The sequence below is a fragment of the Leifsonia sp. 10L418 genome, from assembly GCF_056395445.1.
This window is the reverse complement of sequence record NZ_JBFTJN010000003.1, coordinates 60,778-81,977: the sequence shown is the minus strand read 5'-3', so window position 1 is coordinate 81,977 and position 21,200 is coordinate 60,778. Positions and strand designations below refer to the sequence as shown.

General features: G+C 65.5%; 20 protein-coding genes. 13 read left to right on the top strand and 7 right to left on the bottom strand.

What is annotated here, in order from left to right:
• The first annotated feature begins 86 nt into the window (after window positions 1–86).
• The 6 genes from AC1DCF_RS08305 (at window position 87) to AC1DCF_RS08280 (ending at window position 5,965) form a co-directional block, all read left to right on the top strand.
• Window positions 87–713, top strand: coding sequence for a DUF305 domain-containing protein (locus AC1DCF_RS08305; RefSeq protein ID WP_477210602.1), 627 nt, complete (start codon window positions 87–89; stop codon window positions 711–713).
• The gene (locus tag AC1DCF_RS08300) at window positions 713–1,105 is read left to right on the top strand and encodes a YchJ family protein (protein ID WP_477210601.1); all 393 of its coding nucleotides are present in this window, start codon (window positions 713–715) and stop codon (window positions 1,103–1,105) included. Before AC1DCF_RS08305 ends, AC1DCF_RS08300 begins: the two co-directional genes overlap by 1 nt.
• A gap of 194 nt (window positions 1,106–1,299) precedes the next feature.
• On the top strand, window positions 1,300–2,643 hold the full coding sequence (locus tag AC1DCF_RS08295; RefSeq protein WP_477210600.1) for a glycosyltransferase: 1,344 nt from the start codon (window positions 1,300–1,302) through the stop codon (window positions 2,641–2,643).
• 112 nt (window positions 2,644–2,755) lie between these two features.
• The gene (locus tag AC1DCF_RS08290) at window positions 2,756–3,799 is read left to right on the top strand and encodes an LLM class flavin-dependent oxidoreductase (RefSeq protein ID WP_477210599.1); all 1,044 of its coding nucleotides are present in this window, start codon (window positions 2,756–2,758) and stop codon (window positions 3,797–3,799) included.
• A gap of 187 nt (window positions 3,800–3,986) precedes the next feature.
• The gene (locus AC1DCF_RS08285) at window positions 3,987–5,351 is read left to right on the top strand and encodes a GH1 family beta-glucosidase (protein ID WP_477210598.1); all 1,365 of its coding nucleotides are present in this window, start codon (window positions 3,987–3,989) and stop codon (window positions 5,349–5,351) included.
• A 92-nt stretch (window positions 5,352–5,443) separates the two neighbouring features.
• Window positions 5,444–5,965 (top strand): hypothetical protein, encoded by a 522-nt coding sequence (locus AC1DCF_RS08280; protein WP_477210597.1) that lies wholly within the window; start codon window positions 5,444–5,446, stop codon window positions 5,963–5,965.
• Here AC1DCF_RS08280 and AC1DCF_RS08275 read toward each other — a convergent pair.
• Together AC1DCF_RS08275 and AC1DCF_RS08270 are read right to left on the bottom strand one after the other, a co-directional pair.
• Window positions 5,962–7,056 carry an NAD(P)H-dependent flavin oxidoreductase gene (locus AC1DCF_RS08275; RefSeq protein ID WP_477210596.1) on the bottom strand — a complete coding sequence of 365 codons (1,095 nt, stop codon included), beginning with the start codon at window positions 7,054–7,056 and terminating at the stop codon, window positions 5,962–5,964. The two genes, AC1DCF_RS08280 and AC1DCF_RS08275, sit on opposite strands and share 4 nt — an antisense overlap.
• Before the next feature lie 110 nt (window positions 7,057–7,166).
• A complete protein-coding gene (locus AC1DCF_RS08270; protein ID WP_477210595.1) occupies window positions 7,167–7,949 on the bottom strand; it encodes an oxygenase MpaB family protein in 783 nt (260 codons plus the stop codon).
• A gap of 199 nt (window positions 7,950–8,148) precedes the next feature.
• Here AC1DCF_RS08270 and AC1DCF_RS08265 point away from each other — a divergent pair, with 199 nt between their 5' ends.
• Window positions 8,149–8,712 carry a YceI family protein gene (locus tag AC1DCF_RS08265; protein ID WP_441792310.1) on the top strand — a complete coding sequence of 188 codons (564 nt, stop codon included), beginning with the start codon at window positions 8,149–8,151 and terminating at the stop codon, window positions 8,710–8,712.
• Between the two features lie 77 nt (window positions 8,713–8,789).
• Here the strand turns inward: AC1DCF_RS08265 and AC1DCF_RS08260 are convergent, their stop codons facing one another.
• From AC1DCF_RS08260 to sepH, 3 genes are all read right to left on the bottom strand, one after another.
• Window positions 8,790–9,839 (bottom strand): FUSC family protein, encoded by a 1,050-nt coding sequence (locus AC1DCF_RS08260; RefSeq protein ID WP_441792311.1) that lies wholly within the window; start codon window positions 9,837–9,839, stop codon window positions 8,790–8,792.
• Window positions 9,840–10,155: 316 nt separating this feature from the next.
• On the bottom strand, window positions 10,156–11,322 hold the full coding sequence (locus AC1DCF_RS08255) for a winged helix DNA-binding domain-containing protein (protein ID WP_477210594.1): 1,167 nt from the start codon (window positions 11,320–11,322) through the stop codon (window positions 10,156–10,158).
• Between the two features lie 63 nt (window positions 11,323–11,385).
• A complete protein-coding gene (gene sepH, locus AC1DCF_RS08250) occupies window positions 11,386–12,717 on the bottom strand; it encodes a septation protein SepH (RefSeq protein WP_477210593.1) in 1,332 nt (443 codons plus the stop codon).
• Window positions 12,718–12,915: 198 nt separating this feature from the next.
• Between sepH and AC1DCF_RS08245 the strand changes: the two genes are divergently transcribed.
• Window positions 12,916–13,209, top strand: a complete 294-nt coding sequence (locus AC1DCF_RS08245) for a DUF4193 domain-containing protein (protein ID WP_345062346.1) — start codon at window positions 12,916–12,918, stop codon at window positions 13,207–13,209.
• A gap of 34 nt (window positions 13,210–13,243) precedes the next feature.
• Here AC1DCF_RS08245 and AC1DCF_RS08240 read toward each other — a convergent pair whose 3' ends face one another.
• Window positions 13,244–13,699, bottom strand: coding sequence for a DUF3093 domain-containing protein (locus tag AC1DCF_RS08240; protein WP_477210592.1), 456 nt, complete (start codon window positions 13,697–13,699; stop codon window positions 13,244–13,246).
• 38 nt (window positions 13,700–13,737) lie between these two features.
• On the opposite strand from AC1DCF_RS08240, the gene dut reads away from it, so the two are divergent.
• The 5 genes from dut (at window position 13,738) to AC1DCF_RS08215 (ending at window position 19,506) form a co-directional block, all read left to right on the top strand.
• Window positions 13,738–14,208 carry a dUTP diphosphatase gene (dut, locus tag AC1DCF_RS08235; RefSeq protein ID WP_477210591.1) on the top strand — a complete coding sequence of 157 codons (471 nt, stop codon included), beginning with the start codon at window positions 13,738–13,740 and terminating at the stop codon, window positions 14,206–14,208.
• A 35-nt stretch (window positions 14,209–14,243) separates the two neighbouring features.
• Entirely contained in the window at window positions 14,244–14,834 is a 591-nt protein-coding gene (locus AC1DCF_RS08230; RefSeq protein WP_441792397.1) for a DUF3710 domain-containing protein, read from the top strand.
• Between the two features lie 20 nt (window positions 14,835–14,854).
• Entirely contained in the window at window positions 14,855–15,649 is a 795-nt protein-coding gene (locus AC1DCF_RS08225) for a DUF3159 domain-containing protein (protein ID WP_441792318.1), read from the top strand.
• Between the two features lie 209 nt (window positions 15,650–15,858).
• The gene (locus AC1DCF_RS08220) at window positions 15,859–18,708 is read left to right on the top strand and encodes an aconitate hydratase (protein WP_477210590.1); all 2,850 of its coding nucleotides are present in this window, start codon (window positions 15,859–15,861) and stop codon (window positions 18,706–18,708) included.
• 120 nt (window positions 18,709–18,828) lie between these two features.
• A complete protein-coding gene (locus tag AC1DCF_RS08215) occupies window positions 18,829–19,506 on the top strand; it encodes a thermonuclease family protein (protein WP_477210589.1) in 678 nt (225 codons plus the stop codon).
• A 47-nt stretch (window positions 19,507–19,553) separates the two neighbouring features.
• Here the strand turns inward: AC1DCF_RS08215 and AC1DCF_RS08210 are convergent, their stop codons facing one another.
• Window positions 19,554–21,089 carry a carboxylesterase/lipase family protein gene (locus tag AC1DCF_RS08210; protein WP_477210588.1) on the bottom strand — a complete coding sequence of 512 codons (1,536 nt, stop codon included), beginning with the start codon at window positions 21,087–21,089 and terminating at the stop codon, window positions 19,554–19,556.
• Window positions 21,090–21,200 lie beyond the last annotated feature (111 nt).

Below are 21,200 nucleotides of genomic sequence, written 5' to 3'. Positions count from 1 at the left end.
TCAGCGTACTCCCAGCCATGTCCCACCTAGGCTGGGTTGGTAAGCCCGGGGCGTCACGGTACCCCGGCCAATCGCAGGAGGACTCGATGTCGGTCAGTAGCGCACAGGCTGTGTCATTCGCGGGGGCGCTGGCGGCCATTCTGCTCCTCGGCGGCTGTGCTACGGATGCCGGCTCCGCGCCCGAGGCGACCGGCCAGCCGGGTGCGACCCAGGGCGAGGACGGCTCCTCAGCCGTCCCGTCTGCGCAGCAACCCGCATCCGTCAACGACGTTGACCTGCACTTTCTGGCGATGATGACTCCTCACCACGAGCAGGCCGTGACCATGAGCGATGTTGTGCTGGCCGCCGAGGGCGTGTCGTCTGAAACTCGCGACCTGGCCGAACGGATCAAGGCCGGACAGCAGGATGAGATCGACGTGATGGTGGGGTGGACGACAGCCTGGAACCAGGGCCCACTGCTGGCGGAGCACTCCGTGCACATCGCCAATGGAATGGTCACTCCCGAGCGGATGCAGGCACTCGGCGCTCTGACCGGCGCTGAGATGGAACGCACGTTCTTGACGGAGATGAAGTCCCACCACGAAGGTGCCATCGCGATGACCCAGGACCAGATCGACAACGGCGGTTTCGACGAGCTGCGTGCCTTGGCCGAGCAGATGATCACGGTGCAGAGCTCCGAGGTCGTCGAAATGAACACACTGCTGGGCAGCTGATGGCACCGGTGACGCTCGAACGCTGCCCGTGCCTGAGCGGCGAGAGCTACGCCAACTGCTGTGGCCGCTACCACCGCGACGGCACCACTCCGCCGACGGCGGAACTGCTGATGCGCTCGCGCTACTCGGCATTCGCGGTCGGCGACACGGCCTATCTGCTTCGCACCTGGCATCCGCGCACCCGCCCGACCGAGCTTGACTTCGACGACGACCTGATCTGGCGACGGCTCGACATCGAACGCAGCGAGCGCGGCGGGCTGTTCGACACGGACGGGATCGTCGAGTTCACCGCATACGGCCGGCAGAACGGCGAGCGGGTGCAGCAGCACGAGACGAGCCGTTTCGTGCGAGTCGACACACGCTGGGTCTATCTCGACGCCGTGGACGAATAGAAGCTCCGACGAGTAGCGGCCCAGTGGGGCTCCGACGAGTTGAGACTCCGGTGAGCAGGGGCCCGACCACGGAGTAATCCGCCGCCAAAATTTCTGTGGTGCGCGACGCTCTGCCGGGGTACGCTTCCGCACATCACGCTGAACGCCGAGGTCGGCGGCGCGGCGAAACGCTCACCCGAAGAGTGGAGATTGTGATGGCGCGCATCCTGATCGGTGTCATGCCGTTTGCCGGTCACGTTGCACCGATTCTTGCCGTCGTCGAGCAGCTCGTCGCTCGCGGGCATCGCGTGCGGGTGTACACCGGTTCCCGATATCTCGACCAGTTCAAACAGGTCGGCGCCACCGGGATTCCCTGGCGCCACGCCCCGGACTTCGACGAACACGACCTGCATGCGGCATTTCCGGCCCTGCCCTTTCGAACCGGTCGGCGCGCGCTGCTCGGCAACCTCGAGCATGTCTTCGTGCGATCGGCCGCCGGGCAGGTCGCCGACCTGCGTGAGGCGTATGACGCCGAGCCCTGGGATGTGATGGCCGGCGACCAACTCTGCTTAGGCGTGGCTCTGGCCGGGGAGCTACTGGGCTGCCCGTGGGCGTCGATCTCCCTCATTCCACTGTCGCTGCCGAGTCGTGACCTTCCGCCGGCCGGTCTGGCGCTGCAGCCGGCGGAGACAATCGCCGGTCGGCTGCGAGACCGGCTGCTGCGCGCGGCCTCTACCGTCATGACGCATGGTGTGCAGAAGGCCTACGAGCAGACCCGGGCGGCGGTCGGGCTCCCAGTCGCCGCGGAACGTCTGGACCGGGCCTGGTGGTCGCCATACCTGATCTGCGCGACCGGGGTCCCAGCGCTGGAATACCCCCGGCGCGACCTGCCACCCCAGGTGCACTTCGTCGGAGCGCTCCAGCGCCCGCTCGCGGCGCGACGTGCGCAGCATCCGCCCTGGTGGGGCGACGTCTTGGCCGCCGAGCTGCCAGTCGTGCACGTGACCCAGGGCACCCTGCACACCGAACCCACCGAGCTGCTCAAGCCGACACTCACCGCCCTGGCCGACGAGAACCTGCTCGTGGTCGCGGTCACGGGCCGCCCCGGCGTGACCACCCTGCCCTTTCCGGTTCCGGCGAACGCACGTGTTGCCGATGTGCTGCCCTACCCGGAGCTGCTTCCTCTTGTCTCGGTGATGATCACCAACGGCGGATGGGGCGGGGTGCTGGCCGCGCTGGCCCACGGCGTGCCGCTGATCGTTGCCGGGGGAGACATCGACAAACCCGAGATCGCCGCACGCGTCGCGGCAAGCGGAGCCGGGATCGACCTGCGCACCGGCCGGCCGCGCCCGGCGGCCATCGCCCGTGCCGTCGACGCGGTGGGTGAAGACCGGTTGTTTCGGGTGAATGCGGCGCGGGTCGCCGCACAATTGACCCAGCACGACGGCGTGCGGGAGGTCGCGCAGCTGATCGAACGCCTCCAGGTGCTGGGGCTTCCCGTGGTGCGGAGCACCCCAGATCCATGGACCGATGATCGGATGACGATCAGCAACGGATGATGGCAGTCGGCGGAGTTCAGGAATATCCGGGCCGACCCCTCGGTTCCCCTTGGTGTATGCATTTGCATAGAAGTATGTGGTGAGCAGAATTGACTCGAGAGGCGATCACAGCGTGGCGCAGACACTTGAACTTGGACTAGACACTTTCGGCGACGTGACGTTCGACGCCGACGGGCGGCTGCTGTCGCAGCCCGAGGTGTTGCGCAATGTCGTGGAAGAAGCGGTGCTGGCCGACCAGGTCGGACTCAACTTCTTCGGTGTCGGCGAACATCACCGTGAAGACTTTGCGATCTCGGCCCCCGAAGTTGTGCTTGCGACCATCGCCGGCCAGACCAGCCAGATCCACCTGGGTTCCGCGGTCACTGTTCTGAGTTCCGACGACCCGGTACGCGTGTTCCAGCGATTCTCCACCCTCGACGCGGTGTCGAACGGTCGCGCGGAGGTCATCCTCGGCCGCGGCTCATTCACCGAGTCGTTCCCGCTCTTCGGTCTCGACCTCAGCGACTACGAGCGCCTCTTCGAAGAGAAGACCGAGCTGTTCACCGAGATTCTGAAAGAGCAGCCCGTCACCTGGTCGGGCAGCACCCGCGGTGCGCTCGAGAACCAGTCGGTGTTCCCGCCGACGGCATCCGGTTCACTCCGCACCTGGGTGGGCGTGGGCGGAAGCCCGCAGTCCGTCGTGCGCGCCGCCCACTACGGCCTGCCCATGATGCTCGCCATCATCGGTGGCAATCCACTCGCCTTCGCGCAATTCACCGACCTCTACCACCGGGCGCTCGAACAGTTCGGCAAGCCGACCCAGCCGATCGGCGCCCACTCGCCCGGCTATGTCGCGGCGACGGATGCCGAGGCCCTCGACGAACTGTGGCCACACTATTCGGTGATGCAGGCGCGCATCGGCCGCGAACGCGGCTGGGGTCCGATGACTCGCGAACGCTACGAGGAAGAGGCGGGTCCACAGGGCGCGCTCATGGTCGGCTCGCCCGAGACCGTGGCGAAGAAGATCGTCACCGTGGTGCAAGGGCTCGGCCTCAGCCGGTTCGACATGAAGTACAGTAACGGCACCATGCCGCACGCGAAGCTGATGAACGCCATCGAGTTGTACGGCACACAGGTCGCACCGCTCGTGCGCGAGATGCTCGGGGAGAGCAAATAGCGCCAAGCGCTGCCGGCGTAATCAGCTGATGCAATGATGTCAGACTCCCTGAGAAAGTGGGACAACTGACCCAGTCGCTTGACTCACTCGCATTTCTCCCCGAGTATGAGAGGGTTCCGGCGCGGTCGGCGCGGAACGAGCCGAGGCGTCAGGTCCGAACAACGCAAAGTCGCGTGAAAGGTAGTCAATGTCGAACTCCGCATTCCCCTCACTTCCTGCTTCATTCGTCTGGGGGGTGTCGACGGCTGCCTACCAGATCGAGGGTGCCGTGACCGAAGGCGGCCGGGGGCCGACCAGCTGGGACGCGTTCTGCGCCGAGCCGAATCGTGTGTTCGGCGGCCAGACGGGCGAGGTCGCCTGCGACCATTACCACCGCTACCCCGACGACATCGGTCTGATGAAGCAGCTCGGGATCGACGCCTACCGCTTCTCGTTCGCCTGGTCGCGCATCCAGCCCACCGGGAGCGGCCCGGTCAACGCCGAGGGGCTGGCGTTCTACGACCGGCTGGTCGACGGCCTGCTCGAAGCCGGCATCAGGCCGACCCCGACCCTGTTCCACTGGGACACCCCGCTCGCGCTCGAGGAGGCAGGCGGCTGGCTGAACCGCGACATCACCGACCGGTTCGCTGACTACGCCAGCATCATGGGCACCCACTTTGCCGATCGCATCCCGCAATGGATCACCATCAACGAACCGGTCGTGCTGACCATGCTCGGCTACGGCGCCGGCATTCAGGCACCGGGCCAGCAGCTAGGCTTCGGCGCGCTGCCGGCCGCCCACCACCAGCTTCTCGCCCATGGCCGTGCTGTCACCGCGTTGCGCGCCGGCGGTGTCGACAACATCGGAATCGCGAACAACCACGCCCCCACCTGGGCGGCCAGTGAGAAAGAGGAAGACCAGCAGGCGGCCGGGCTCTACGACGCCATCGCCAACTGGGTCTTCGCCGATCCGATTCTGCTCGGAACGTACCCAGAGGAGCTTCTGCCGTTCCTGCCCGAGGGAGCGCAGGATGACCTGCCGGCGATCAGCGTGCCGATCGACTGGTACGGCATCAACTACTACAACCCGACGAAGATCAGCGCACCGGGGGAGTCGAATGGACTCGTCGACGGCCACGAGATCGACGGCTCGCTGCCCTTTGCGATTCAGGAGATCGAGGGCTACCCGACCACCGACTTCGACTGGCCCGTCATTCCGGCCGGCTTCACCGAACTGCTCACCTCGTTCAAGGCTCGCTACGGCGACGCGCTTCCGCCGATCTACATCACCGAGAACGGATGCGCCATCAACGATGGGCCCGACGCTGACGGCGTCGTGGCCGACCAGCGCCGCATCGACTACACCGGCGCGCATTTGGCCGCCATCGCCGACGCGGTCGATGCCGGTGTCGATGTGCGCGGCTACTTTCACTGGTCATTGCTCGACAACTTCGAATGGGCGGTCGGATACTCTCAGCGCTTCGGCCTCATCTACACGGACTACGAGACGCTGGAGCGCATTCCGAAGCAGTCCTACTGGTGGTACCGCGACGTCATCCGGAACCACCGATGACAGTGGTGCCCGCCACGTCTACAAGATCAGAGGGGTGCGGTAGGCGGCGCCACGTCGTGGTTTCACCGGGCGACCTGTAGCGTGAAAGCACCATGGGACTTTTTCTTTCGCCTGCTTCAGCCCGGGCGCTGGCCGAGCTGACCGCTCTGGATGCCGACCCCGAGTCTGCCCCGCTGGCCCGGCTCCGCGCACTCCGCCGTCTTCAGATCGCGTTGGACGCCGACCCGGCAGCCCTGGCAAGCGCACGCGCTGCTGAGAGCGCCGGTGCCGGTTGGACTGAGATCGCCGAGGCCGCGGGGCTCGGGGCCGCTGCCGCCAAATGGCGGTGGCAAGGAACCGACGAGGAGATCGCCGCCCGGCATGATGCCGGACGCAAACGGGCGGCTCGCCCGAGCAGCGTTCCGACCGACCTACCCGGGCTCTCGGTCGCCGAAGCCGCGGCACAGCTCGGCGTCACCGCCCAAGCGATCTATCTCAAGGTGAGCCGCGGCGCACTGGCGAGCCGCACGGTGGAACTTGCCGACGGGCGCAAGTACAAGAGGGTGTTCCCGAACGGGGATCCCGACGGCGCTGCGGCTGGAACGCCCGCCGCCGCCGCCCCGTCGAGTTCCTAGCCCAGGAGCGCCGCCGTCTCGGCCTCCAACGTCTGCATCAGGGAAGACGCCGATCCGGCGCGCGCCAACGGCGCCGCTTGACCGGCCCAGAGCGCCATGAGGTCGGTGTTTTGCCGGGCGATCGCCGCCGCCTTGATCCGGCCGGACAGCCAGTTCTGGGCGGGGAACGGCGCCAACCTGGAGGTCTGCTCGCTTAGTTCGGCGAACATCCGGTTCGGGATGCCGCGGGCCAACCGGCCGCTGTAGACCCGGGTCAGCACGGTTCTGGCCGAGTCCGGACTGAGAATGCGTTCCCGGTGGCCCGGCGAGATCGCCGATTCGTCGGTGGTGAGAAAGGCCGTGCCGAGAACGGCGGCATCGGCGCCGAGGATGAGTGCGGCGGCGATTCCCCGGCCGTCGGCGATGCCGCCGGCGGCGATGACGGGCACACCGACCGCATCGACGACCTGCGGCAGCAGAGAGAACAATCCCATCAGCGAGTCTTCGGCGCTGCCCAGGAACGAGACGCGGTGCCCGCCGGCCTCGAAGCCGCTGGCGACGATGGCGTCGATGCCGGCGGCATCCAGGGCCACGGCCTCCGCCACCGTCGTCGCGGTGCCGACGGTGCGGATTCCCGTCGAGCGGCAGCGGTCGAGCATGTCGGGCGAGGGCACGCCGAAGACGAAGCTGACGACCGCCGGTCGCGCTTCAACGACCGCATCGAACTGCTTCTCGACAGTGGGCAAGAAGTGATCGGGCTTGCTCGGCGGTGCGACATCGAGTTCGCGAAAGTAGGGGAGCATCGGTTCGAGCCAGGCGGCGAACTCGGCGTCGGTCGGCGCCAATGCGGCAGCGTTGTCAGGGTCGAGCCACAGATTGAGGTTGAACGGCCGATCGGTCAACTCGCGGAGCTGCTCGGCAGTCTGGCGGATGCGCTCGGCTGCGTAGCCGTAGAGGCCGAACGAACCGAGTCCGCCCGCGTTACTGACGGCCGCGGTGAGCGAGACGGAGGAGAGCCCGCCGAACGGTCCGAGCACGACAGGGAGCCGCAGCCCCAGCATCTCGGTCAGCCGTGTCTCTCGCCAGCTCGACGTGCCCCGGTGTGTCGTCATCTGCATCCTTTCGCTCGCACCGAGAGCCTAGACGAACCGCCAAGCTGCGGATGCGACCTGCGCCACCCTGGCTTCGGTACTGCCCTGCACCCTCTGGCCGAGGCGCAAAGTCACACCATGGACTCACGAAGCGCGCGCAGGTAGTGGTTCTTCGGCCAGTGCCGGATTGCGCGGGGGAGAAGCGGGTACACGGTGGAGGTGAATCGCATCAGTCGGTCAAACCGTCGCTGCGAGCGTGGTGTCCAGGGCAGCGCGAAATCGGCACGCAGTTCGGGCGGCAGAAATCCGGTGGTGAGTAAGCGCCCCGTCGGCATCGCGGCACGCAGCCAGAACGGGCCGGTGCGGGGGTGGAGCAATTGGGCCGCGACATTGCGCGTCGTCTCATCGGTCTGCAGTCGTGCGAGCTGATCGTTCCAGTAGGCGGCAAACGCCGCGCGATCGGCCGGCCAGAGCGTGCGCGGAACTTGAAGCTCCGCACCGAGTGCCGCGTAGTCGAGGTACATCTGGTCGGCCTCGGCGTCGCTGAGCGGGCCGAAGACGTGATCGTGCACGGTCATTGCCGAGTCATACAGGGTCGCCGCCACCCACAACTGAAGCTCAGGCGTGAACGCGTTGTACGCCGGATGGTCGGCGGATTCCTCGGCGTGGGCGCTGTGAACCGGAACATGAGCCTGGTTGACCCGGCGGCGCACGGCCTTCAGTTCTGCCGGGGTACCGCACGAAACGGCATAGACATACGTCAGTGTGGCATGCAGACGGTCCAGAGGCCGATTGGTGAAGTCGCTGTGATGGGCCACGCCATGACCGATGGCCGGGTTGGCCAGCTGCAGCAAAATGGCGCGCCCGCCGCCGGCGATCAGAATCGCCTCAGCCGCTTTCTCATTCGTGAACACGCCGACCTCCCGTAACGAGAGCCTAACGGGCCGCGCTGAGACCGAAGCTGCAAGGGACGCGCCCCAGAACCGGATGTTTCGAGAAATTCGAAAAAGATTTGGGTGACATCGGAATATCTCGAGACTCTATGCGCTTGCATACATCTGTGGGAGGCGAAAACCTCTCGATTGACTTACACCTGTCACATAAGGAGAACGCATGACCGACACGATCACGACCACCATCCCGGGCTACAAGGCTGGCACCTGGACCATCGACCCCACGCACAGCGAGGTCGGCTTCAGCATCCGCCACATCATGATCAGCAAGGTCAAGGGCACGTTCGACAGCTTCAACGCCACGTTCGTCACTGCGGAGAACCCGCTCGACTCGACCGTCACCGCATCCGCCGTTGTCGCCTCGATCAACACGAATGAAGCGAACCGCGACGGACACCTCCGTACCGGCGACTTCTTCGACGCCGAGACCTACCCGACCATCGACTTCGTCTCGACCGGCGTGCGCGAGGTCAAGGGCGACTTCTTCATCGACGGCGACCTGACGATCAAGGGCGTGACCAAGCCCGTCACGTTCGACTTCGAATTCGGCGGCTTCGGCAGCGACCCGTACGGCAACTACAAGGGTGGCGCAACCGCCAAAGCCGTCGTGAACCGTGAAGAGTTCGGTCTCACCTACAACGCCGCGCTTGAAACCGGCGGCGTGCTGCTCGGTGACAAGGTCACCATCACGCTCGAACTGCAGGCAGTGCTCAACCAGGACTAATCGTCGGTTGTGAATGAGGGGCCCCGCTTCGGTGGGGCCCCTTTTCTCATGCCCGGCATTCTCAACCCCGGTTATGACTACTCGCCGGTGATTTCCTCACGCACGCGACGGAGATCTTCCATGAGCGAGCCGATCAGGATCCAATGCTGGGGTGGCGGGGCGGCGATCACCAACGGCGCCGTGAGCGCCGGGTCCTCGGCCAATACCCAGTCCTCCTCGGCCGGAACGCGCTCATCCGGGCGTTCATCCTGACGCGCAAGCAGGCGCAGGTCATGAGCGGCACGCTCGAGTTCGAGCGAGAGCGCCTGCACGGTTGGCTCACGGTAGAGCGTGTCGTCGTAGTGGTCGTGGAGTGCCCTGGTCATGCCGATCGCGCGCGTCACGAGTGCCTTCAAACGTTCGTATCGCACCGTCTCCGCGTCGAGGATCACCCGGTAGGACGCCTGTCGCGGATTCAGGGTGAGGCTCTCCTCGGCCTGCACGATGGCCTTCTCTGCCGACCCGAGCATCGGGCGCAGCAGCCGCGCCTCGATCATCATCTCAGCGAGTGCTGCGTTGGTCTGGGGTGCGCGGAGCGCCCTGGCCACCCGGTCGAGCGTGGTGGCGACCTCCCGGGCCAAGAGGGTCAGCGAATCATGTGCCGGGGTCAACAGCACCGGCGGCACGATCAGAATGTTCACGACGAGGGCGATGCCGGCCCCGATGAACGTTTCGATGATGCGGTCGAACGCGTAGGCGGGGGTGGTGGCGCCGATCGACAACACGAGCATCGCGCTGATCGGAAACTGGTTCGACGACCCGGGATTCAGGCGAAGCGCCCAGGCGAGGAAGATGCAGAGCACGACGGCCATCAGCACGATCCAGCTCGAGTTTCCGAAGAGCAAACCGATGCCGTAGGCGACCAGCACGCCGCCGACCACGCCGAGCGTGCGCTCGATTGCCTTTCCGAGCGACTGGTTGATGCTGGGCTGCACGACGAGCAAGGCGGCGATTGCCGCGAAGATCGGAAGTTCGGTGGGCAGCAGCAGCTGGGCGACGAACCAGGCGAGGACGGTCGCCACTGATGTCTTGACAGCCTGAAGCAGCGGCACTCGGTTGTTGCTCTGGAACCTGGCAGTCAATCGCACTCTTCCAGGCTAGTGCTGCCTGTCTTGCACCCCGGGCGCGTCTCGGTCTGCCTTCGCTCCTCGCCGGCCGGAGAGGACAACTCCGCCACCCGGGCGTGGGGAATCCCTGTCGGCGTGCGCCATCCCGCACGCCCAGCGGGATTCCCCACACCGGGACGCCGACTGCCGGACGCCGTCCGCTGGGATGCCGCACTTATCCGTTTCGGTGGTCGAGCTTGTCGAGACCCGGTGCGCCGACCTTCGAACCCGGCCATCCCGGTGCCGTTCTAGCTCGGTAACCTTCTGCAACGGCGAAGCTGATGACCACATGGGGCCGTCACGTGATGGACTGAGTCGCCATCTCGACGAGCTGCACCGGCGTGCCGAGAAACGTCTGGTACTCCCGGATGCTGCGCGCGAAGCTCGCCTGTTGGCGCCCGGTCAGCCCGGCGAAGGGTTGCGGCTCGACAGTCACCCTTGTGCCTGTCTTTTGGCGGCGCCAGGTTCCGATCACCCGACCGCGTTCCAGAATGAGCGGCAGAAAGATGCCGTTCTTGCCCGGCACAACGCGAGAGAGGTCTTCATCGGCGACGGCGAAACTGCGATCGGTGTAGCCGAGCAGCATCTCGTCGAAGCCGCCGAGTGCGAGCACGGGGGAGCGTTGCCCGGGAGGGCTTCCCCAGGAACCGGTGTCGGCCTCAGCGGGCAGAAAGTAGCTCACCTCATCGAGCCGAATCTCAATGAGCCTGTCCCGCGCCACAGCCAAGCCGACCTTCGCATCGGCGACGGTGAGCTTCGCCCACCAGGCGAAGTCTTTCAACGTCGCCGGGCCGTGCCCGGCGAAGTACCGTAGAACGAATTCCCCGAGGGCTTCGTCACGCTCGAGTCGGCGAGGGGCGGGCACCCACTCGTCGAGCAGAACCAGAGCCTGTGCGTTGCCGATCCGCGGACCCCAGCAGAGCGTGCCGCTTTGTGCGAGGTGCCAGATCAGGTGATAGCCGCGTTGATTCGCCGTCGCAATGCCGTTGGACTCAAGCAGGGCAAGAAACTCGGCCCGGCTGAATGCGCGTCCACCGGCCAACGCCTCCTGGGCAACCACTCGCGCCTTCTCGATCGCTGCCAGATCGAGGTCGAGTTGCATGCGCCGGGTCGTCGTACCAGCCATGAGCCGCGAGGTCGTGAGCTGCAGCATCCAGTTCAGGTCGGCCGGTGGCACGAAATGCAGGGTCCCACGCATCGGCCAGGAACGCAGAATGCTTCCCTCGTCGATCGCTCGGTCGACGTCGGCCCGGCTGATACCGGGGGAGCGCACGCCGAGCGCCCAGGCCGCTGCAGGGAGATCTTGTGCCTGCACCGCGAGCAAACGCTCGACGACATCGGCCGGAGTGCAGAGCGGGCCGTTCAGCCCGGTCGCATCAGCAGCGACGGCGGGACCGAGCCCCTGGCATGACAGGCGGATGCGGATGACGTCGCGTCTCGATGCCGCAGTCGGCGCCGCGCTCACGATTCCACACCGAACTGCGGCCGCCGAGTCATCGGCAGCCGCAGAAGCGTGAGGAGTCGACCGTTAGGCCAGGTCGTCGTCGCTACGGGCGCCGAAAACAATCTCATCCCAGCTGGGCATCGAAGCACGTCCGCGTTTGCCGAGGTTGCCGGTATTGCGAGCCTGGGCTTTCGCCGCCTGAGTCGCCCAAATGTTGGGTGCTGCGGCCGGAGCGGGAGTTTCGTCTGGCTCGGCAGTTGCCGTACCGGCGTCGATCCGAGCGGATTCCGCGGAGGAGGAACCGGTCGAGTCCGAGTCCGGCACTGCTGACGAATCCGACACGAGCCGCATGGCGGCCGGCGTGGATACGGGAGCAGAGCCGGCGGCATCGTGCTCACTGTCGACATCGGTGGTCGAGGCCGGGCTGATCGACGGAACGTCGGGAGCCGAGATGTTCGGCACCGCGGTGGGCAGCACGGTCGGCAGCACTGTGGGCAGCGCTGTCGGCGTCGTCGCAAAGCTCGGGGGCAGGGTCGGCAGTTCCATCGTTTCGTTGTACTGCGGAGCGGCGGCGGCTTCACGCTCACCGCGCCGGCGACGCAGCGCTTCGAGGAGATCGGCGGTCTCAGAGAGAGTTGCCGCCGGTTCGACGGCCCGCTTGATTGCCGCGTTGGCGACTGCGTCGGTGGTGCTGCCGGGGCGGGCGTAGGGCACCGGGTCGAGGATCGGCGCGGTGTCGTTCAACACCTCGTCGTTCTGCAGCTCTTTGAACGTGAACGCACCGCTGTCAAAACGAGAGATGTCTGCGGGACTCGTCTCAGAACCGACCGCGCGAAGCCGGGGGATGAGCGCACCCTTGAGTTCGCCCTGCTGCGAGAGCGCGATGGCCTCGCTGCCGATCGGGGTCAGCGAGTTCTTCTTGGGTTCGAAGCCCCAGCGTGCATCGTGATCGATGTCGTCAGCGGTGAAGGAGAGCTTGATGATCCAGCCTCCGGCCGGTTCTTTCCAGCTCGCCCACCGTTCATCGGTGGCGCCGAGCGACGCAAGACGCTCGCGGATGACGTTGCCGAAATTGGCGTCGCCGTCGGTGGGGTCGGGGTCGATCGCGGTGTGCACCGGCACGCTGAGCGCAGACGAGACGATGTATTCGCGTTCGGCGAGCACCGGCCCCTCGAAACGACGCACGTAGTCGAGCGACGCACCCGTCACATCGGCGACATCTTCAGCCGACATCCCAGAACGGATGTGCGACTGAATTTCTCGGGGCGATAATTTCGCCCCATTCGACGGTTCCGATTGGGTTTGGCGAAGTCTCGATTGGAGAACTTCGTCGATGGCAATTCGAAAACGATCACCCTCTTCGCTCGCTGCAAGCAGCGCGCCGTTCTCGACACCGATAACTTTCAATTCCTGCATGGCGAAAGCCCTCTCGCGATCACTGTTAGGCCCCAGAATGTCACGGATTCACGGTTTTAACTGGGAATACACCGGGCGTGCCGGAAGTTGACCCCACTGTTAGGCACAAGACCTGAAAATAGGGTTTGCTATTCGGCGGGGATTGTTGCAAACTATGGCCGCCGATTTCGTTTATCGGCGTTACTGAAATGGATGGGCATGGCAACCGATTACGACGCACCGCGAAAGACCGAAGACGACTCTGAGTCGATTGAGGCCCTCAAGGAGCGTGTCCCTGACAAGATGTCCGGAGTCGTGGATGTCGACGATGCCGACAACCCCGGTGGTTTCGATCTGCCCGGCGCAGATCTGTCCGACCTCGACCTCGACGTTGTTGTACTGCCTCCGCAGGCCGACGAGTTCACCTGCGTTGAGTGCTTCCTTGTGAAGCACCGCTCACAGATGGCTCGTGAGTCAAAGCTCGGCCCTGTGTGCAAGGAGTGCGACGCTTAGTCACACACATTGATCTGACGCTCGCTTTTTGAAGCTAGCCGTCTGAGACTGGCCGTCGCGATCCTTCGATCGCGGCGGCCAATTTTTGTGGGTTCCGCGTCGAAATGATCCAGTACGGAGCGGGGTCGTTGGGGTCGGTGATCTCGATGCGCACGATCGACGTGATCCACCCGCGAATCAGCAACCAGGCGCGCATATCCATTCGGGGGCCCCGCTCGGCCGTTGCCTCTGCGCCGTCGAAACACTCGACTTCGCCGAGCTGATCGATCGAGATTCGCGCGTGCCCGGCGGTCAGAATGCCGTCAGCCACCTCAATGCGCGGTGACGTCAGCGCCAGAACGAGCACGATTCCGCCGTAGAAGACAATGGCGGTGACGATGCCGGCAAACAGTGAAATGGGGAGCAGAACCAGCAGGCTCGCCGGGATGACAAGGGCAGTGGCCAGGAAGACCCACGGGGAGGGCCAGAGTTTTTCGCGATATTCGTGCATGGCTCTATTCGATCAGACTTCTGCACTACCCTCGACACGTGACAGAAAGCGTCGAAGTACTGATTACCGCCTCCGTTGTTCCGACCTACGCGCATCCGGGCGATGCCGGGGCCGATCTTCACTCAGCTGAATCCCTCACACTTGCGCCCGGTGAGCGCGCACTTGTGGGGACCGGAGTGTCGATTGCCCTTCCCGACGGCTATGCCGCGTTCATCGTTCCCCGTAGCGGCCTGGCCGCCAAGCACGGAATAACCATCGTGAACTCGCCGGGCACCGTCGATGCCGGCTATCGCGGCGAGATCAAGGTTGCACTGCTCAATACCGATGCGACGAAGTCATTCGACATTGAAATCGGCGACCGGATCGCCCAGATCATCGTCATGCCCGTCACCCGCGCCACCTTCGTTCCCGTTGACCGCCTTCCGGGCAGCCAACGCGGACACGGCGGATTCGGCTCGACGGGCGTCACTGCCTTTACGTCCACACCCCTGTCAGGAGAAGCCCTGTGAGTGACATTGTGAACCCCGACGCCACGCCGGAGAACATGCCGAAGTCCGCGCCGGAAGACCGCGAGACCGAAGGCCCCCTCGATGAGGCCGAAGCCAACCCGGTTCGCCCCTATGTCGACCTGGGTGGAGTGAAGATCCTTCCCCGCGAGGGACTGCACCTGCGCCTTGAGATCGAAGAGGGTAGCAAGCGCGTCGTCGCCATCGGCCTCGACTACGCCGGCTCGACGCTGCAGGTGCAGCCGTTCGCCGCCCCCCGCTCGAGTGGCCTCTGGCACGAGATTCGCGACCAGATCGCTGATCAGATCGGCAAGCAGGGCGGTACCACGACCCTGCGGGAAGGCCCCTTCGGCCCGGAGCTCGTTGCCGAGATCCCCGTTGCCGCAGGTCAGGACACCACCGAATCCACGCGTCTCGCCCGTTTCATCGGCGTCGACGGACCTCGCTGGTTCCTCCGCGGTGTCATCGCCGGCGAAGGCGCCGTCAATGAAGAAGCCGCACTGCAGATCGAAGACCTGTTCCGCAGCATCGTCGTGGTGCGCGGCTCCACCCCGATGCCGCCACGCGACCTGATTCCGCTGCGCATGCCGGCAACACCGGCCGGTCCGTCAGAGCCCAACGAGATTTAGTCAGGCAGGAGCACGTGTCGATGACGGATGCCCGCGATGAGCAGCCAGCAGGCGACCCGGAGGATTCCGGCGTTGAACCGCGGAGCTCGGGCGACGCTCCCGAATCGTTCTCGAACGCGCTCGGCCAGGGGCTCGCTGCGGCGGCCAAGCGCAGCGGTCTCGGCGGCGTAGCCGACGGGCAGGCACCGACCGGTGCCGCCCTGCTCGCGGCGATGGGCGGCATCCGCGGAATGGCCGAAACCATCCTGCCGGGCCTCGTCTTTCTCGTGCTCTACTCCTTTACCTTCAACCTGCCGCTCGCGCTCGGGGCATCCGTGGCGGTGGCCGTGGTGTTCACCATCGTTCGAATCGTCGGTCGCACGCCGATCACCCAGGCTCTGGCCGGACTCATCGGCGTTGCGGCGTCTGCGGCCCTCGCGCTGTTCAGCGGCAAGGGCAGCGACAACTTCGTGCTCGGGTTGCTGACCAACGCCGGATATGCCGCCGTGCTGCTGATCTCGCTTCTTGTGCGCTGGCCGCTGATCGGGTTGGCCGTCGGCTACCTGATGGGCGATGGCGTCGCCTGGCGTGCGAACAAGAGCAAGTACCGTGCCATGCAGCTGTTGACGCTCGCCTGGCTCGGCATGTTCGTCGCCCGGCTGGCCGTGCAGCTTCCGCTCTACCTGGCCGACAACGTGGCCGGGCTCGCCGTGACCAAACTCATCATGGGCATCCCGCTCTACGCACCGCTTCTTCTGCTCTCCTGGCTGGTCGTGCGGGCGATCTATCGTCGTGATGCGCCGACCGGCCCCGCGGCCACGGATGCCCCGGCCTGATCCCTCCGGAACACACCGACCAGACCTCTCCACGCGGGTCGCAGCTGCTGCTAGAGTTATCTCGACATCGAGATACTTTGGGTATCTCGAACAGCCGGGCCTGCAGGCCCGCACTTAGGCTAACCTTGCTGGCAACAGTGGGGGTTCGGCAGCAAAGATTGGATTGAACTGGTGGCTTTCCACCGGTTCTCCACGAAGGAGAGGGCACCGTGTCGGAGCTTGGAAAATCAGCGGTCAACAGCTTTGGGGCAAAGGACACCCTCCGCGTCGGCGAGACAGACTACGAAGTCTTTCGTCTTGACGCGGTAGCGGGCTTCGAAAAGCTCCCATTCAGCCTGAAGGTGCTGCTCGAGAACCTTCTCCGCACCGAAGACGGCGCCAACATCACCGACGCACACATCCGTGCTCTCGGCGAGTGGGTTCCCACCGCAGAGCCCGACACCGAGATCCAGTTCACGCCCGCCCGCGTGATCATGCAGGACTTCACCGGCGTTCCTTGCATCGTCGACCTCGCCACCATGCGTGAGGCAGTCGAAGCCCTCGGCGGCGACCCCAAGAAGATCAACCCCCTCGCTCCGGCCGAGATGGTCATCGACCACTCCGTCATCGCCGACCTCTTCGGCACCGAGAACGCCTTCGAGCGCAACGTCGAGATCGAGTACGAGCGCAACGGCGAGCGTTACCAGTTCCTCCGTTGGGGCCAGACCGCGTTCGACGACTTCAAGGTCGTCCCGCCCGGAACCGGCATCGTTCACCAGGTCAACATTGAGCACCTCGCCCGCGTCACCATGACCCGCGAGGTCAACGGCGTTCTCCAGGCCTACCCCGACACCTGCGTCGGCACCGACTCGCACACCACCATGGTCAACGGCCTCGGCGTGCTCGGTTGGGGCGTCGGCGGAATCGAAGCCGAAGCAGCGATGCTCGGCCAGCCCGTCTCGATGCTCATCCCGAAGGTTGTCGGCTTCAAGCTCAACGGCACCATCCCGACCGGCGTCACCGCAACGGATGTCGTGCTCACGATCACTCAGATGCTGCGTCGCCACGGCGTCGTCGGCAAGTTCGTCGAGTTCTACGGAGCCGGCGTTGCCGCCGTTCCCCTGGCGAACCGCGCCACCATCGGAAACATGAGCCCGGAGTTCGGCTCCACCGCTGCCATGTTCCCGATCGACGACGTCACCCTCGACTACCTGCGCCTCACCGGCCGCAGCGCCGAGCAGGTTGCCCTCGTCGAGGCGTACTCCAAGCTGCAGGGCCTCTGGCACAACGCAGACGCTGAGCCCGTCTTCAGCGAGTACCTCGAACTCGACCTCGGCACCGTCGTACCGTCGATCGCCGGCCCGAAGCGTCCGCAGGACCGCATCGAGCTGTCGAAGGCGAAGAGCCAGTTCGAGATCGACCTCGACAACTACGCCTCGACCCCGATCTCGGGTGTCGACGCGGCCATCGAGGGCACCTTCCCGGCCTCTGACCCGATCGGTCTGACGCCGCAGGATGAAGAGACCGCTCACCGCATCTCGCACCAGTCGGGCGATTCGCACCACGCGAGCCACGCGCCGGTTTCACACACGCAGCCGACCCAGGTCGCCCTGGCCGACGGCCGTGAGTTCACGATCGACAACGGTGCTGTCGCCATCGCCGCCATCACCTCGTGCACCAACACCTCGAACCCCTCGGTGATGCTCGCTGCCGGTCTCCTGGCCCGCAACGCCTCGCTGAAGGGCCTGAAGTCGAAGCCGTGGGTCAAGACCACGCTTGCTCCGGGCTCCAAGGTCGTCACCGACTACTACGCAAAGGCCGGCCTCAACGGCTACCTCGAAGACCTCGGTTTCTACCTGGTCGGTTACGGCTGCACGACCTGCATCGGTAACTCCGGTCCGTTGGAAGACGAAATCTCCGCTGCGATCAACGAGAACGACCTGGCCGTCACGGCAGTTCTCTCGGGCAACCGCAACTTCGAGGGGCGCATCAATCCCGACGTGAAGATGAACTACCTCGCCAGCCCGCCGCTGGTCATCGCCTATGCACTGGCCGGGTCGATGAACTTCGACTTCGACACGGATGCTCTGGGTCAGGACCACGACGGCAACGACGTATTCCTCAAGGACATCTGGCCCGACGCGGCCGAGGTGCAGAAGACCATCGACGAGTCGATCGACTCCGGCATGTTCGAGACGCAGTACGCGGGCGTCTTCGAGGGTGACGAGCGCTGGCGTTCGCTGGAGACCCCGACCGGTGCCACCTTCGAGTGGAACCCCGAGTCGACCTACGTGCGTCGCCCCCCGTACTTCGAGGGGATGACCATGGAGACCACGCCGGTCACCAACATCGAGGGCGCGCGCGTTCTCGCGAAGCTCGGCGACTCGGTCACCACCGACCACATCAGCCCCGCCGGTTCGATCAAGGCCGACAGCCCCGCCGGCCGTTACCTCGACGAGCACGGTGTCGCTCGCATCGACTACAACTCCTACGGCTCGCGTCGCGGAAACCACGAGATCATGATTCGTGGCACCTTCGCCAACATCCGTCTGCGTAACCTGCTGCTCGACGGCGTCGAGGGTGGCTACACCCGCGACTTCACGCAGGCCGACGGCCCGCAGTCGTTCATCTACGACGCATCGCAGAACTACCAGGCAGCCGGCACACCGCTGGTCATCTTCGGTGGCAAGGAGTACGGCTCCGGTTCGTCGCGTGACTGGGCAGCCAAGGGAACCAGCCTGCTGGGCGTCAAGGCCGTCATCACCGAGAGCTTTGAGCGTATTCACCGCTCGAACCTCATCGGTATGGGTGTCGTGCCGCTGCAGTTCCCGGCCGGCGAAAGCTGGGCGTCGCTCGGCCTCGATGGCACGGAGTCCGTCACGATCACGGGCATCGACGAGCTGAACAACGGCACCACCCCGAAGACGGTGCACGTTGCCGCCACCCCGACCGAGAACTCGCCGGCCGGCAAGGCCGTCGTTGAGTTCGACGCCGTCGTGCGCATCGACACCCCGGGTGAGGCTGACTACTACCGCAACGGCGGCATTCTGCAGTACGTGCTGCGCTCGCTCGTCGCGTAGTCACACCCCGTAGCAACTCGATCCTGTAGAAACTCAGAGGGCCGGATTCCGAATGGAATCCGGCCCTCTGTGCATCTCCGGCCAGGCGTGTCCTAGTCTCAAATGATGGGGAATCGAAGCGTGAAGCGAATCGGCACGTTCACCGTCGGGGCTGTGATTGTGGCGGCGGTCTTCGCTTTCTCGCCGTTGATTGTCCCGATGATTTCGTCTGCTCCGGCTTCGTTCAGGGCCATGCTGGACTCAGCCACGGAGGGCGGCAGTTCGGAGGCACTCACCCCGAATGCCGAAAGCGGGGCGGTACCCGGAGCGGTACCGGCGGATGTCGTGCCGGAGGAGGCCGCCGGTGCCAGCGGTTCTGACGTCCCTGCCCGCCCAGCCGATGCCATGGTGATGACCGTTGACTATGTGCACGACGGCGACACACTCTTTCTCCTGCCTGCCGATGCTGCCACGTCGGACTCCGGCAGACTCAAAGTGCGTCTCCTTGGACTGGACACACCCGAGATCGGCGACAACGCCGAATGCTACGGCAGTGAAGCGACGGAGCAGCTGCGTGCGCTCCTGCCGGAGGGGACGCAGGTTGCTGTCACGGGCGACATCGAGCCGCTCGATCAATACGGCCGCAGCCTGTTCTATCTGTGGACCGAGGACGGCCGCTTCGTCAACTACGAGCTGGTTGCCGGCGGTGCGGCCGACGAAGTCACCTATGCGCCGAACGACGCCTACGCTGACCTCCTTCGCTCGGCCGAGACCATAGCCCGGTCATCGGGCGTCGGCCGGTGGGGTTCCTGCTCGTAAGGCGGCTGCCTGGTGTCAACGTGACTCCTGTCGCCAGCTACCGCCAGCTACCGCCAGCTCGCCCGCTCGTCTTCACGTGGGGAATGAACGAGCGGGTTGGCCGTGCCATCCCAGACCCGAACCGGGCGGTAGGAATTCCAGGTCGGCCAGCCGGGATCTCCCGTCTTCGCGAAGCGCACCCAGGCGTCGTGCATGTCGGTGGCCAGCTGCTGCGGAGCCGTCGGCCCGGCCATGCCTTGCGCATCGTCGCTTGCGAGGGTGTCGAAAACGAATCCGAGTTCGAGCGCATGGCAGGCGCCGAGGTCGGCGATGGGGGAGCGCCAGGCAAACTCGTAGACGTGCGTGGTCGCCCCATCCGGTTGGGCGAAACGGGCGTCGGCCAGGCGGTTCACCGGCACACGCAACAGCAGATCGGTGGCGAGAGCACCAAAGAGCTCGCCCACGCTGCAGCCGGGCCGGTTGCGCCGATAGCGGCTGACTGTGCGCGGCGAGATGCGAAACTTCAGCATCGCCACGAGGATGTGCAGCCAGCCGACTTTCTGCATCAGTCCGGTCGGGATGAACCAGAGCCGGTACTCCTCAGTGTTCGTGCCGATCAGGAGCGGGATGCCTCTGCCGGCGCCGGCCGTGAGGGCCGTGCCGGGATTTCTCGGCACCAGGTTGGAGTCGAGCGTGAGGGTGTAGGCCGGACCGCCGGTGATCGGCGTCGTGCCGGCCGTCACACGTTTCTGCGCTTCGAGAAGCCGCGTCGCGCTCATGGCGGAGAACGCAGCCCGGTTGGCGGGAATCTGCAGGTCCTTCGCCATCAGATCGGTGATGAGCCGGCTCTTCTTGCGGGGCCGCGAGTCGGGCGGACCACTCTGCATGATGGCGCGATCGAAGAGGGCGGATGCATCGGGGTGCGCGAGCAACGCAGCGATGCAGATCGCGCCCGCTGATTCACCCATCACCGTGACGTTGGCCGGGTCTCCGCCGAACGCGGCGGCGTTGTGCCGCACCCACTGCAGTGCCGCGACCTGGTCGGCAAGGCCCAGGTTGGTGTCGGCGTCGTCGAGCACCGAAAATCCTTCGGCGCCGAGCCGGTAGTTGACACCGATGAACACCACGCCGTCGCGCGCGAAGCTGGTTCCGTCATACGCCGTGATCGCATTCGACCCGCGGCTGAGCGAACCGCCGTGGATCCAGACGATCACCGGATACGCAGCATCGGATGTTGCCGCCCCGAATGTTGTCACTGCGGACGCTGTCGCCGCGGGCTCCGTCAACTCGGCCGGAGTCGCGGCCGGCGCCCAGATGTTCACATTCAAGATCTCGTCGCCCGGGACCGTCACCGTCGAGAGGTAGTTCTCCATTCCGCCGGCATAGGGCAACTGCGGGGGCGTGGCGCCCATCTGCCGACAGTCGCGTTCGCCTTCGTGGGCGGCAACGGGCTGCGGGGCGGCGAACCGATTCGCGCCGACGGGGGCTGCGGCGTACGGAACGCCCAAATAGCGGTCGATCTGTGCGAGGCGCACACCGCGAATTCGGCCACTGGTGATGGTGACGGCGGGTGCGGCATCCGCGCCGATGGTCTCGACCTGCATCCTTGCTCTCCCTCGAACGTTCGACTGCGGTCCATCATGCCGGATGCGGGACTCTGGCGCGCGAAAGGCGATGCTCGGAGTTCAACCAGTCGCACGGCATAGACTTGTGCT

Excerpts from the sequence above, each read along its gene's own strand:
- AC1DCF_RS08305 (WP_477210602.1), top strand. The coding sequence starts at position 87 with ATGTCGGTCAGTAGCGCACAGGCTGTGTCATTCGCGGGGGCGCTGGCG.
- AC1DCF_RS08300 (WP_477210601.1), top strand. The coding sequence starts at position 713 with ATGGCACCGGTGACGCTCGAACGCTGCCCGTGCCTGAGCGGCGAGAGC.
- AC1DCF_RS08295 (WP_477210600.1), top strand. The coding sequence starts at position 1,300 with ATGGCGCGCATCCTGATCGGTGTCATGCCGTTTGCCGGTCACGTTGCA.
- AC1DCF_RS08285 (WP_477210598.1), top strand. The coding sequence starts at position 3,987 with ATGTCGAACTCCGCATTCCCCTCACTTCCTGCTTCATTCGTCTGGGGG.
- AC1DCF_RS08280 (WP_477210597.1), top strand. The coding sequence starts at position 5,444 with ATGGGACTTTTTCTTTCGCCTGCTTCAGCCCGGGCGCTGGCCGAGCTG.
- AC1DCF_RS08275 (WP_477210596.1), bottom strand. The coding sequence starts at position 7,056 with ATGACGACACACCGGGGCACGTCGAGCTGGCGAGAGACACGGCTGACC.
- AC1DCF_RS08265 (WP_441792310.1), top strand. The coding sequence starts at position 8,149 with ATGACCGACACGATCACGACCACCATCCCGGGCTACAAGGCTGGCACC.
- sepH (WP_477210593.1), bottom strand. The coding sequence starts at position 12,717 with ATGCAGGAATTGAAAGTTATCGGTGTCGAGAACGGCGCGCTGCTTGCA.
- AC1DCF_RS08245 (WP_345062346.1), top strand. The coding sequence starts at position 12,916 with ATGGCAACCGATTACGACGCACCGCGAAAGACCGAAGACGACTCTGAG.
- AC1DCF_RS08240 (WP_477210592.1), bottom strand. The coding sequence starts at position 13,699 with ATGCACGAATATCGCGAAAAACTCTGGCCCTCCCCGTGGGTCTTCCTG.
- AC1DCF_RS08230 (WP_441792397.1), top strand. The coding sequence starts at position 14,244 with ATGCCGAAGTCCGCGCCGGAAGACCGCGAGACCGAAGGCCCCCTCGAT.
- AC1DCF_RS08225 (WP_441792318.1), top strand. The coding sequence starts at position 14,855 with ATGACGGATGCCCGCGATGAGCAGCCAGCAGGCGACCCGGAGGATTCC.
- AC1DCF_RS08210 (WP_477210588.1), bottom strand. The coding sequence starts at position 21,089 with ATGCAGGTCGAGACCATCGGCGCGGATGCCGCACCCGCCGTCACCATC.